We start from the raw sequence: 13,333 nt of genomic DNA, 5'->3' as shown, positions 1-13,333 counted from the left end.
GCTCAGTAAGAAAGTAACAATATTAGCTTTCGTTTTGCAGCACGACTTCCGCCTCTTTCGTAGGTTTTTTGACCCAAAGTGCATAGGCGATAGCCAGTAATACTAACCAAACAATTCCGACATAGAGTGCAATTCGTGTTGATTCAAAATACCCCAGTACACCAAAAACAAATACCATAAATGCGATGGCTAGAATAGGTGCGACAGGCCACATAGGCACAGGGAATTTTAGTTGGCTAATTTCTTCTGGTGACATTTTTTTACGCATTGCAAACTGTGACAATAAAATCATCAACCATACCCAAATGGTGGCAAATGTTGCAATTGACGCAATCACTACAAACACATCATCAGGAATGACATAATTCAATACCACTCCGACTAACAGCACCGCAACCATGACTAATACCGTCATCCAAGGCACACCATTTTTTGTCAGCTTGGTAAAGGCTTTTGGCGCTTGTCCTTCATGTGCCATGCCATACATCATACGCCCAGCACCAAATATATCACTGTTAATCGCCGAAATTGCCGCCGTGATCACCACAATATTTAAGATATTCGCTGCAGATTGAATACCTAAGCTATCGAAAATTTGCACAAATGGGCTACCTTGCTGCCCAATTTGGTTCCACGGGTAAATGCACATTAAGACAAATAAGGTCAGGACATAAAACAGTAAGATGCGAATTGGCACGGCATTAATCGCTCTTGGGATAGTGGTTTCCGGGTTTTTCGCTTCACTCGCGGTAATACCAATAACTTCAATTCCCCCAAACGCAAACATCACCACGGCAAAGGAAGCAATCACCCCACCAATACCATTTGGCATAAACCCATCGTGAATAAATAAGTTTGATACCCCAACCGCATGGTCTGCCGCTTGGCCAAAGCCAAACATCATAATGGCTGCACCACCAACAATCATTGCAATAATCGCAATAACTTTAATGATTGAAAGCCAAAACTCCATTTCGCCGAAAGTTTTCACGTGGCATAGGTTTATTGCACCAATAAAGAAAATAATGCTCAACACCCAGATCCACTGCGCAACCTCCGGAAACCACAGTTTCATATAAACACCAAATGCTGTCACGTCCGCCAAGCAAACAATAAGCATTTCAAAAACATAGGTCCAACCCGCAAAAAAACCGGCTCTCGGCCCTAAATAATGGCTGGCGTACTGTGAGAACGATCCCGCAAGTGGCCGATGGACCGCCATTTCACCCAACGCTCTCATAACCATAAACACTGCGGCACCGCCGATAATATAGGCGAGTAATACCGCGGGACCAGCGGTTTCTATTGCTTTCGCTGAACCATAAAACAAACCTGTACCAATCGCAGAACCTAAAGCCATAAATCGAATGTGGCGCGCAGAAAGCCCTCGCGCAAGTTGTGATGTGCTTTGCATGATTTATCCTTCGTATTATTTTATTGTCGTGCAGATAAATACTTCAGGCGGCCAGTACATTGCCGGCCACCTTTTATTTGCTTGATAGACTAGTTAGGGAAAACAGTGCCGTCCTTAAAAAGCGCGGACAGTTTATATTGGTTAATTAAATTAATTGCCGCTTCAATATCAGGGGCAAAATAACGGTCTTTATCATAGTAAGCCACTTGGTCACGTAATGTTTTACGTGCTTTCTCCAAGGTTTCACTCGATTTCAAACCTTCGCGGAAATCCATTCCCTGACACGCTGAAAGCCATTCAATGGCTAAAATACCCGTGACATTCTTTGCCATTTCCCATAAACGACGACCCGCGGCAGGCGCCATCGAGACATGGTCTTCTTGGTTGGCTGATGTCGGCAGGCTATCAACACTCGAAGGATGGGCTAATGCTTTGTTTTCACTGGCTAATGCAGCCGCGGTGACTTGAGCTATCATAAAACCTGAGTTAACCCCCCCATTATTCACTAAGAAAGGAGGCAACTGTGACATGTGGGTATCCATCAATAATGCAATACGGCGTTCAGATAACGCACCGATTTCCGCTAACGCAAGCGCAATATTATCGGCTGCCATAGCAACAGGCTCTGCATGGAAGTTACCACCTGAAATAATATCGCCATTATCGGTAAAGACTAGCGGGTTATCCGACACGGCATTTGATTCAATTAAAATCACTTCAGCGGCTTGGCGAATTTGGGTTAAACAAGCCCCCATCACTTGTGGCTGACAACGTAGTGAATAAGGGTCTTGCACTTTCACGCAGTTCTCATGGGACTTCGCCAACTCACTGGTCGGTGATAAAACATCACGGAACATCGCCGCAACATCAATTTGCCCTTTTTGCCCTCGAACCTCTTGCACGCGTGCATCGAACGGTTTACGAGAGCCCAGTGTAGCTTCAACACTAAGCGCACCACAAACAATGCCAGATAACAGCAATTTTTCTGCTTCAAATAACCCTTTCAACGCAAAAGCCGTGGAGGTTTGCGTGCCGTTTAATAGGGCTAAACCTTCTTTAGCTTCCAATTTTAGTGGCGCTAACCCTGCTTTTTCTAACGCTTTTTTCGCTGAAATCCATTTGCCTTCATAGCGTGCTTTCCCTTCCCCTAACAGAATTAGACTCATATGTGCTAATGGCGCTAAGTCGCCAGAAGCCCCCACAGAGCCCTTCGCAGGAATAAATGGATAAACTTGCGCATTCACTAATGCAATCAAGGCATTAATGACTTCAAGACGAATACCCGAGAAACCACGAGCTAAACTATTAATTTTAAGCACCATGATTAAACGTACGAGGTCGTCATCTAACGGCTCGCCAACACCCGCAGCGTGAGACATCACGATAGAGCGTTGTAATGATTGCAAATCTTTAGTCGCAATGCGGGTATTGGCAAGCAAACCAAAACCTGTATTGATACCATAAGCGGTTCTATCTTCTTCAATAATTTTATTGACCGTTGCAACGCTTTTTTCAATAGCCGCGTGAGCGCGTTTATCCAGTACCACTGTTACTGCTTGTTGGAAAACAATGCGGAGGTCTTCGAGTGTCATTTTTCCTGGGTGAATGGTTAACTTAGTCATCATGGCACTCCTTAACGTGTTTTAATCATTGGTAAATTAAGATTTTTTTCCTGCGCACATGCGATAGCAATGTCATAACCAGCATCAGCATGGCGCATGACACCAGTTGCCGGGTCATTGTGCAACACTCGGGCAATGCGTTCTGCTGCTTCATCCGTTCCATCACACACGATCACTACCCCCGAGTGCTGAGAAAAGCCCATGCCTACGCCACCACCGTGATGTAAAGACACCCACGTCGCACCGCTGGCTGTATTTAATAACGCATTGAGTAATGGCCAGTCTGAAACGGCATCAGAGCCATCTTTCATGGATTCTGTTTCACGGTTTGGGCTGGCCACTGAACCTGAATCTAGGTGGTCACGACCAATAACAATCGGGGCCGAAACCTCACCGCTTCTTACCATCTCATTGAATGCTAAACCTAATTTAGCGCGATCCCCAAGCCCTACCCAACAAATACGTGCTGGCAAGCCTTGGAAGCTAATACGTTCACGAGCCATATCCAACCAGCGATGTAAATGCTTATCATCCGGTAGCAGCTCTTTCACTTTCGCATCGGTTTTATAGATATCTTCAGGATCCCCTGATAACGCGACCCAGCGGAATGGGCCAACACCGCGGCAAAATAGCGGGCGAATATAAGCAGGCACAAAACCTGGGAAATCAAACGCATTCTCTACGCCCATTTCCAACGCCATTTGGCGAATATTGTTCCCATAATCAAACGTAGGAATGCCTTGTTGTTTGAACGCTAACATGGCTTTAACATGTTCAGCCATGGATTTTTTCGCTGCCAACGCGGTGGCTTGGGGCTCTTGGACACTGCGCTCACGGTACTCTTCCCAGCTCATCCCAATTGGCAAATAACCATTTAGCGGGTCATGAGCACTTGTCTGATCGGTCACCATATCCGGTTTTACACCACGTTTGACAAGCTCAGGAAGAATTTCAGCGGCATTGGCACACAGTGCAATAGAAATGGCTTTTCCTTCCGATGTATATTTTTTAAGACGCGCTAATGCATCATCAAGGTCGACCGCTTGTTCATCCACATAGTGAGTTCTTAAACGGAAATCAATACGGCTTTGCTGGCACTCAATATTCAATGAGCATGCACCAGCCAATGTTGCAGCAAGAGGTTGCGCTCCCCCCATTCCACCCAAACCTGCAGTCAATACCCAACGCCCGGTTAAATCACCATTAAAGTGCTGACGAGCGGCTTCCACAAAGGTTTCATACGTTCCTTGAACAATGCCTTGGCTACCGATATAAATCCAGCTACCTGCCGTCATTTGCCCGTACATGGCGAGGCCTTTCGCATCCAACTCATTGAAATGCTCCCAGTTTGCCCAATGTGGCACTATATTTGAGTTAGCAATTAAAACACGTGGAGCATTTGCATGGGTTTTGAAAACACCGACGGGCTTACCTGACTGAACCAGCAGTGTTTCATCACTCTCGAGTTGTTTTAAGGACTCAACAATTTGGTCATAGCATTGCCAATTACGTGCTGCACGCCCGATACCGCCATAGACCACTAATTCATGAGGATTTTCTGCAACATCAGGATCAAGGTTATTCATTAACATGCGTAATGGGGCTTCTGTCAGCCAACTTTTGGCATTTAATGTGTTTCCCCGCGGCGCCCTAATTTCGATATTTCGATATTTATTATTCAGTGCTGTCACTTATATACCCTCTTTTATCTGTCCATTAGCTACCTTTTATTGTTCTTATAGATATAGTTGTATATACATGTACGATCAATCAATCTTTTAACATAAAGATTAAAAAAATATGATATAAAAATATTTTTATTCAAATAAAACAATTGGATATAAAATGAACCTGATATTTTTGTGTGTGTTTTTTATTCTAAATATGCTTGTTGGATCACATTTAATTCACAATAAATTCACACGAAATGGGTATGAAAGGAAATCACTCGATACGATAAGCGGAAAATATATTGTATATCATTCCGCCCATACTTTTACGTGGAGAAATAACTTATGACGTGAAACTACCTTTAAGCTTATAGCGGTGACCAGGAAACAATAGTTTGGTACTTGTCACCGTGAAAGACTGGGACCAAGTACGCCTTGTAATTAACAAACAAGATGCGCCTGTGGTAATTTGCAATAACCTCGCTGAGCGCTCATCTGCCTCTACGGCCTCAACAATATGCTCCCCTTGTGTTAAAGGAGCGACTTGAGACAAATAATCATGCGGTGTAATCGATGAAAAATTTTGCTTTAAATAGTCAGGTGCTGCTAAGGCATTGACATATCTGTCTTCAATTTGTACAGGGACATCATTTTCTAAATGTACAATAATAGAATGAAACACGGCGCTATCTGGGCTGATATTTAATTCATTTGCGAGCGCTGGAGACGCTTGTATTTCTTCGAGCTTAATGATCCTGCAACTGTATTTATGGTTTCTTGCCAGTATTTCGGCTTCAATACTGTGTATTTCAAATAGTGCGGATTGCCCCTTTGGCTCAGCCACAAACGTTCCCACACCTTGCAAGCGAACCAATAACCCTTCAGCCGTTAATTCACGTAGTGCTCGGTTAGCGGTCATCCGGCTACATTGAAACTGTGTCACGAGCTCAGACTCAGATGGAATACGGTCATTTGCCTTCCACTCTGCCGTATGGATCTTTTCAATTATCGATTGTTTTACTTGCAAATAGAGTGGGAGCGGTGCCCCCTGTTTATCCTTTTTATCGGCTGTCACAGTCATTTCCAATTTAATGATTAAAATCTTAAGTATTAATATGCTATTCATTGGATAGCATACAACACGACCTTAGTGCTATCGGACATTTTTTATCCTGACAGTCGCGAATAAAAACATCATGCTTAATTATTAAGCATTCACATAATTAAACGATGTAATTTTAATAAAAACAAACAAAAAACAGAAAATATTTAGGGTAAATTGCGGCAAACAACATCATTTACCACTATTAATTATTGTTATTTTCGTAGCTAGAACTGCGGGTCACATATATCACCCGTTTCGATGGGTAATTTTGCCTTCATGCACTCTAATGAACAATGGGTTACTCCCTTGTTCATAAATCATTTCGACAGGCTCTTGCGCATTCCACACAACAAAATCAGCAACAAAGCCCGTTTTCAATTGCCCATGGCTATTTTCACGGCCTAACGCCTTTGCAGCGTTACGTGTCACGCCTGCCCATATCTCCTCCGGTGTCAGCTTAAATAGGACGGCCGCCATATTCATAATAATACGTAATGAGGCAAAAGGACTGGTGCCTGGGTTAAAATCCGTTGAAACTGCCATAGGAACATTGTGTTCCCGCAACAGCTCAATTGGCGGTAACTTGGTTTCCCGTAAAAAATAAAATGCCCCCGGTAATAAAACTGCAACCGTTCCACTCGCTTTAAGTGCTTTAATCCCTTCTAGGTCTAGATATTCAATATGGTCAACTGACAAACCTTTGTAACGAGCAACCAACTCGCTCCCACCTAAGTTTGATAACTGCTCCACATGCCCTTTCACTGGGATCCCTAATTTCTGAGCCGCTGAAAATAATTTTTCACTTTGAGAAAGGGAAAACCCTACACTTTCACAGAAAACATCTACCGCCTCAAACAGGCCTTTTTCCCATAATTCAGGCATGATTTTTTGGCAAATCAAATCAATGTATTCATCAGGTCTATCTTTATATTCAACGGGGACAGTGTGAGCGGAAAGCAGGGTTGAACTGACTGAAATAGGATATTGTGCAGATAACTGTTTCGCGACTTGTAATTGTTTTTCTTCATTTTCATAGTCAAGCCCATAACCTGATTTCATTTCAATACTTGTCACGCCTTCTCGAATTAATGCTTCGAGCCTTGGTTTAGCTCGTTCAAACAATTCGTTCTCGCTCATCTTACGAGTTTCACGCACAGTAGAATTAATTCCACCACCTTGAGAACTAATGGTTTCATAAGAAACCCCATTCATTCTCTGTTCCCATTCAGACGCTCGGTCACCGCCAAAAACTAAATGAGTATGGCAATCGATTAATCCGGGCGTTATTAATTTACCTTTGACATCAATAACCTGGCAGTCATTTAGTTCGACTTCCTGAGTAGGAACTATTGCAACTATTTTATTATCACGGACAACTAAATCATGGTGTTCAACAAGTCCATAAGGGACCGATAGTTCTGGGTCCATAGTGGCAATACGGCCATTACGCCAAACGATATCTTGTGAGTGTGTTTTGAATACCATCGTTTTTCCTATTGTTATTGAATTCAGTTTTAATCATTGTATTAATAAATAGTATAGATATGTATATACAATTAGACTAGCAAGTCCCCTTTTGTCAATGCTTACCTGCAAAAAGGTTATAAATATGTTACTTCACGCGAACAATCTACGATTATCACCATTCATTAAAAATGAGTTACACTAGCAACCAGAAAAATTAATCACAAAAATACATTACTAAAATTATGAAAAAAAAATTTGGTCTAGAAGATGAAGATATTCGTCTTTTCAAAGAAGCCATTAATGGAGCAAAAAAAATCCGTCAGGACCAAGTCCTGCACGCACCTGTACGTGCCAAAGTGACACAAGCATCAAATAAAAAAGTCATGCAAGAACAGGTTGACGCCTCTTTTTATTTTTCAGATGAATTCCAGCCTCAACTTGAAAATGAAGGGCCTACACGTTATTTAAGGCCAGAAGCCAACCCTTATGAATTAAAGAAACTTCGTCGGGGTGACTACGTTCCCGAGCTATTTTTAGATTTACATGGCTTAACACAAATGGAAGCAAAACAAGAAATTGGCGCGCTTATTGCGGCCTGTAAGCGTGAAAATGTCTATTGTGCCTGCATTATGCACGGCCATGGCAAGCATGTTTTAAAGCAGCAAACACCACTATGGCTTGCCCAACATCCTGATATTATTGCTTTTCACCAAGCACCTAAAGAATGGGGTGGTAATGCTGCCTTATTACTACTTATTGAAACTGCAGAGAGCGCTCGCCGTTAAGCGCTCATACTGTTCTGTATTATTTAGCAAACAGCAATTGTGATGGGCTCAACATCCATTCGAAATGACTTTTCTGATGAGCCACATCAATATCTACGCATGCAACTGTTGATGTGGTGAACATAGGTGGTTCTTTATGTGGGCACAGCTCCGATACTAAATAACCAACCAGCGGTAAATGAGATACAACTAATATCGCATTTGCACCTAGCACAGCAAGGTCTCGAATATGATCAGCCACAAATTCAGCATTCCCTCCAGGTGTTAATTGCCCTAAAATTTCCGACTTTGCTGGCAAATCAAGGTATTGACTCACAATCTGCCTAGTTTGTTCGGCTCTTAAATAAGGGCTTACTAACACCGAATCAATCTTAATACCTTGGTTCTGTAACCATTGAGCCATTAATACTGAGTCGTCTTTTCCCTTTTGAGTCAATGGGCGCTCAGCATCGCTAGGCGCTTGTATCGCTGCATCACCGTGACGCATAATGTAAACTTGCATAATCCACCATCTGAGTAACCTACCTTATTAAGGTGGTTATTCTTTTGTTGTTAAGATAATTGTTGTAAAAGTAACCATCAGTTGGGGTGAAATGTGATTCTGCATGAAATGACCAACAAAGAAAATGATTTGGGTAGATTTTTATGTATGTTTCTTTAGCTGGCTATGTTGTGGGCTAAAGTTTGCTATTTATTATCAATCAGTTAAAGATAATATAATTATTTATTCTAATCATGCGAACTTTACTTAAAAAAGCCTGATAACCAAGAATATATTTGGCATCAGGCCTTGACTAGTTTTATTGAATCAAACAACCATCGGCTAATAGTCTACCCTGCTATGCCATTATTGTTCGTTACTTAGTTTTGTTGCGTTAACCTCATCTTCTGCATTTGCAGAAAAAAAGGTTTGATTATTTTCTGCCATGTTACATAGCAATTCACAAGGCTCGAATTTATCACCATATTTCACAGCGAGGTTATTCAGGGTTTCCACGGTTTTTGCAATCCCCAAGCTATCCATATACCTGAATGGGCCACCAAAGAAAGGCGGGAAACCGATACCAAATACCGCCCCCACATCCCCATCACGCGCACTTTTAATGATATTTTCATCAAGACAACGGGCAGCTTCGTTAAGCATCATCATAACGCACCGCTGTGCAATATCCGCTTTAGTTAGTGTATTGTTGGGAACTACGCCAATCAGTGAATAAATGGTTTTATCAACTTGACGTTTATTGGCTTTTTTCCAAAACCACAACTTATTTGTGTGATGACCATATTCATAAAAACCTTTGCCGTTTTTCTTCCCTTTTCGGTCATCTTTAACGACTTTATCGAGTAAATCAGGGGCTTTAAAACGCTCACCAAAACGCTCAACTAAAATCGGTAAAATTTTAGTCCCTACATCAATACCGACTTCGTCTAATAGATTAAAAGGCCCGACAGGGAAGCCAAATTCAACTAAAGCACGGTCAATATGCTCTATTGATTCACCTTCAACAAGGCATTGGGCGGCTTCACATAAGAATGGCGCTAAAATACGATTTACATAGAAACCTGCATCATCCCCTACAACAATCGCTGTTTTGCCTTGGCGTTTTGCCAAAGCAACAACAGTTGCAATCGTTGTTTCATCGGTGTGTTGATGAGGGATGACTTCAACCAACGGCATTTTATCCACTGGACTAAAATAGTGTAAGCCTATAACTTTTTCAGGATGGGTCGCATTCTGTGCAATTTGGTGAATAGGTAAAGATGATGTATTAGAGGCAAAAATGGCTTGTTGTTTCGACATCTTTTCAACTTCAGCAACCATTTTTTGTTTTAGTGCTAAATCTTCAAATACCGCCTCAATAATAACATTAGCGTTTTCAAGACCTTGATAACTTAATGTGCCTGATACTCTAGCCATAACGGCTGCACGCTCTCGAGCTAATAACCGCCGCTTGATAACTCGCTGAGTCAGCAGATCCCAGCTATAGCGCAAGGCTTGGGTAACACCTTTGTCTGAAATATCTTTAATACGAACGGGTAATTTACCTTGAAAAGCCGTGACATAAGCAATTCCGCCCCCCATCAACCCGCCACCAAGCACACCAACTTGATTAATCTTCAAGGGTGTTGCTTGTGCACCCGTTTCATTTTTTAACGCAGTAACCGCAAAAAATAAATTACGTAATGCAGCAGACTCTGGTGTCATCACAAGCTCACCAAAGGCTTTCGCTTCTTCTGCATAACCGGCTTGCAACCCTTTATTCATTCCTGTTTTCACAACATGAATAATTTTTTCAGGGGCTGGGTAATGGCCTTTGGTTTTGCTGAGTGCTTTTTGTTTGGCGCTATCGAACACTTTATTGCGAAGTAATTTGCTGCTTAATAAGCGCTGTTGCCAATGAATAGCAGGACGCTGAACGCCCCCTTTTTTCACCATTTTAACTGCAACGTCGAGTAAAATAGACTCAGGAACCACATCATCAACCAACCCTAATTTCAGCGCCTGTTTGGCTTTTAACTGACGACCTGTCAGCATTAAATCCAATGCATGTGGAATGCCGATCAACCTAGGTAAACGCTGCGTTCCTCCGGAACCGGGTAACAACCCCAATTGTACTTCGGGTAAGCCTAATTTCGTTTTATTATCATTTGAACAAACTCGTGCATGACATGCTAAAGCAAGCTCTAGCCCGCCCCCTAAACACGCACCATGTATCGCAGCAATAATAGGCAAGGGGTAATTATAGATTTTATCAAATAATACATGGCCTGCTTTTGACAACTCACTGGCTTGGGCTTTATTTTCACAGCCAGCGATCATGCTAATGTCCGCACCAGCAATAAAATTATCTTTTTTCCCTGAGGTAATAACTAACCCTTTCAGGCCAGAGGTAGACTGCGCTTGCTGTAAAATCGCAAGGAATTGCTCCGCAAACTCAGCTTTTAATGTATTGACTTTTTCATTGGGAACATCAATGAAGATCACCCCCACGTTTTCACCATAAATTTCTAAGCTAAAAGCTTGTTGTGTTGTTTCTCTCGCAACTTCTGTAGCAGAATTTTGAGCCATTATTCCACCTCTAAGATCATTGCTGCACCTAAACCACCCGCAGCACAAGCTGTTGTTAAACAAAAACCACCACCCCGTCTGCGCAATTCATTTAGGGTTTGAGTCACCATACGTGCGCCTGTAGCCGCAAACGGGTGCCCATACGCGATAGAACCACCTAAGACGTTAAATTTAGCCATATCCACTTCGCCAATTGCGTTATCCATTCCCAGTTTCTCCTGAGCGAATTTACGGCTACCAAACATGTGTAAATTAGCGAGCGTTTGCGCAGCAAAGGCCTCATGCATATCAATCAAGGATAAGTCTTGCAACGATAACCCTGCACGTTTTAATGCGAGTGGTGTGGCATAAGAAGGCCCTAATAGCATATCTTCCCATACGTCTATCGCTGAAAACGCATAACTTCGAATATAGCCTAGCGGCGTATAACCCAGCGATTTTGCTCGGGACTCGGTCATCATCAATACTGCAGCAGCACCATCGGTCAACGGCGTGCTGTTCGCAGCGGTAACACTACCGTGCTTACGGTCAAAGGCGGGTTTTAATTTCGCATAGGATGATAATACTGAGTTTGTACGCACATTGTTATCTTGGGAAAAAGCTTGCTTAAAGGGCGGCATATATGCGGTCATAACTTCATCATTTAAAGCGCCATTTTCCCACGCTTTTGTCGCTAATATATGCGAACGATGGGCGAGTTCATCTTGCTGGGCTCGGCTAATTTGATAACTTTTCGCCATTTGCTCTGCGGTATCGCCCATACGCAGCCCTGTAGAATATTCCGCAACGCCTGGTGCGACTGGCGCTAAATCCTTCAGGCGTAATTTCGTTAACAGGGATAATTTTTGCCCAACAGACTTCGCTTTACTTAATGCTAATAATGTCTCGGCCAATTTTTTTGATACGCCAATAGGAAGCACAGAAGATGAATCGGCCCCGCCAGCAATACCGATAGAAATATCACCTACCATCATACTTTGAGCAACGTTAACAATTGCTTGAAAACTTGTCGCACAGGCTCTTGATACACTATAGGCATCTGTTGAGACACTCATACCTGTTCCAAGAACAATTTCCCGCGCAATATTCGGCGCTTCAGGCATTTGTACTACTTGCCCAAATACCAGTTGCTCAATAAGGTTTTTGTCTAAATCACTGCGGGCTAATAATTCAGCAACGACTGCTTTACCTAAATCGACGGCTGGAATTCCTGCATATGCCGTAGATTGTTTTGCAAAAGGCAAGCGTAGACCACTGACAATGGCGATCCTTTCTTTTGTTTTATCTGTATTTTCACCATGGTGGAGATATTGATTCATGGTCGCTCCTGCTAAAAGCAAAAATGAAAATTATAGTTAACTAACTCACTAAGCGGACAAAGAGGTCTGACCTGTAATGATTGTTAACATAAAATTCACAATTATCAATGGGTATTAATAAAAAATGCGAGCAGGTACGCAACTTAGAGTAAAAACACAGCGATTTGCAATAGAAGAAAGTGAAAAGATAAAGGAAGCCTTTTACCACTGAACGTTAATCACACCATCGTTTTAGTGATAAAAGGCAAATTAGAGTAAATTCAATCGTTTGATTAACGAAGGCCTAATTGAAAAATCAGGCTTTCAGCTTCACAGCTAAAACTAAACTCAGCCGTCAGCTCAACTCCACCCTCTACAGACTTGATAGAATGGGTTATTACACAAGGGTCTGACTCAACAGATTTTGCTTTCTCTGTGAGTGTTTTCAACATGTTTTCTGCTTCACCTTGTGTAGCAAAAACATGCTGATACGAAGCAGTACAGTCTTTATTATCCAATACTGTTCCCACATCTACACAGCAGCAGGCTGCGGTTTCATCCGCGCTACAACGGTTAATCGCATCAGTCATCTTACTCTCCAAATAAACAAACTGTTAAGCTGCTATCATAACGCTGAAAAAGTGCTAAAAACTAGTGTGTATCAAAATATATCGCTAATAATTAAACATAAGTTTGATCTTACCCCGTATTCGTATACTTATTGCTCCCAATCCGTCAGTTTATGTTGCCATTTTGTTAAATATGTCGCATTTTTGAAAACAAAGTCACAATAACTGCAAAACAAGCTTGCAACATATCAGGTGGTCAGACCTATACTCTAGTAACTGGTCTGATTTGTCATAGCGGCAAGGGACCCTACAATTCTGCGCTTCTTGCGATAG

10 protein-coding genes are annotated in these 13,333 nt (G+C 42.2%); 1 reads left to right on the top strand and 9 read right to left on the bottom strand.

Annotated elements, in window-relative coordinates:
• Positions 1-22: 22 nt before the first annotated feature.
• The 5 genes from PR834_RS18985 to hutI form a co-directional block, all read right to left on the bottom strand.
• Complete coding sequence (locus PR834_RS18985) at positions 23-1,414, bottom strand: amino acid permease (RefSeq protein ID WP_036957973.1); 1,392 nt, start codon at positions 1,412-1,414, stop codon at positions 23-25.
• Between the two features lie 89 nt (positions 1,415-1,503).
• Entirely contained in the window at positions 1,504-3,036 is a 1,533-nt protein-coding gene (gene hutH / locus PR834_RS18980; RefSeq protein ID WP_112307555.1) for a histidine ammonia-lyase, read from the bottom strand.
• 11 nt (positions 3,037-3,047) lie between these two features.
• Positions 3,048-4,727 carry a urocanate hydratase gene (hutU, locus tag PR834_RS18975; protein ID WP_004257198.1) on the bottom strand — a complete coding sequence of 560 codons (1,680 nt, stop codon included), beginning with the start codon at positions 4,725-4,727 and terminating at the stop codon, positions 3,048-3,050.
• 322 nt (positions 4,728-5,049) lie between these two features.
• Positions 5,050-5,787 (bottom strand): histidine utilization repressor, encoded by a 738-nt coding sequence (gene hutC, locus PR834_RS18970; protein ID WP_036957971.1) that lies wholly within the window; start codon positions 5,785-5,787, stop codon positions 5,050-5,052.
• Between the two features lie 270 nt (positions 5,788-6,057).
• Complete coding sequence (hutI, locus tag PR834_RS18965; protein WP_262961048.1) at positions 6,058-7,296, bottom strand: imidazolonepropionase; 1,239 nt, start codon at positions 7,294-7,296, stop codon at positions 6,058-6,060.
• 224 nt (positions 7,297-7,520) lie between these two features.
• Between hutI and smrB the strand changes: the two genes are divergently transcribed.
• Positions 7,521-8,063 (top strand): endonuclease SmrB, encoded by a 543-nt coding sequence (gene smrB / locus PR834_RS18960; protein ID WP_004257192.1) that lies wholly within the window; start codon positions 7,521-7,523, stop codon positions 8,061-8,063.
• A gap of 19 nt (positions 8,064-8,082) precedes the next feature.
• On the opposite strand, the gene sixA is transcribed toward smrB, so the two are convergent.
• From sixA to PR834_RS18940, 4 genes are all read right to left on the bottom strand, one after another.
• On the bottom strand, positions 8,083-8,565 hold the full coding sequence (gene sixA, locus PR834_RS18955) for a phosphohistidine phosphatase SixA (protein WP_110591937.1): 483 nt from the start codon (positions 8,563-8,565) through the stop codon (positions 8,083-8,085).
• Between the two features lie 345 nt (positions 8,566-8,910).
• Positions 8,911-11,133: a fatty acid oxidation complex subunit alpha FadJ gene (gene fadJ, locus PR834_RS18950; protein ID WP_272536862.1), complete on the bottom strand. Its 2,223-nt coding sequence runs from the start codon at positions 11,131-11,133 to the stop codon at positions 8,911-8,913.
• Complete coding sequence (gene fadI, locus PR834_RS18945) at positions 11,133-12,452, bottom strand: acetyl-CoA C-acyltransferase FadI (protein ID WP_272536861.1); 1,320 nt, start codon at positions 12,450-12,452, stop codon at positions 11,133-11,135. Before fadI ends, fadJ begins: the two co-directional genes overlap by 1 nt.
• Before the next feature lie 272 nt (positions 12,453-12,724).
• Positions 12,725-13,021, bottom strand: a complete 297-nt coding sequence (locus PR834_RS18940) for a YfcZ/YiiS family protein (RefSeq protein WP_112307553.1) — start codon at positions 13,019-13,021, stop codon at positions 12,725-12,727.
• Positions 13,022-13,333 lie beyond the last annotated feature (312 nt).

Source organism: Providencia sp. PROV182, from assembly GCF_028480325.1.
Lineage (GTDB): Bacteria > Pseudomonadota > Gammaproteobacteria > Enterobacterales > Enterobacteriaceae > Providencia > Providencia hangzhouensis.
This window is presented reverse-complemented; position numbering and strand designations above follow the sequence as displayed.